1 pseudogene is annotated in these 342 nt (G+C 64.6%); it reads left to right on the forward strand.

Annotated elements, in window-relative coordinates:
* Positions 1 to 342: pseudogene (locus RVY79_RS18230) on the forward strand (sugar ABC transporter permease); the annotation flags it as partial.

Raw genomic sequence — 342 nt, forward strand, 5'->3', positions numbered from 1 at the left:
GACGCCCTCACCCGTCAGCTGATCTTCTCGCTGTGCGTGCTGGCGGTTGAGATTCCGCTGGGCATCGGCCTGGAGTTGGCGCTGCCGTCCAAGGGCTGGAAGGCTTCGGCGGCGCTGGTGGTGCTGGCGATGCCGCTGCTGATTCCATGGAACGTGGTCGGCACGATCTGGCAGATCTTCGGGCGCTCGGACATCGGCCTGGCCGGTTACTGGCTCAACCAGATGGGCATCGACTACAACTACACGTCGCACTCGTTCGACGCGTGGATCACCGTGCTGATCATGGACGTATGGCACTGGACGCCACTGGTGGCGCTGCTGGCGTATGCCGGCCTGCGCTCG

The organism is Chromohalobacter sp. HP20-39 (genome assembly GCF_033052815.1).
Taxonomy (GTDB): Bacteria; Pseudomonadota; Gammaproteobacteria; order Pseudomonadales; family Halomonadaceae; genus Chromohalobacter.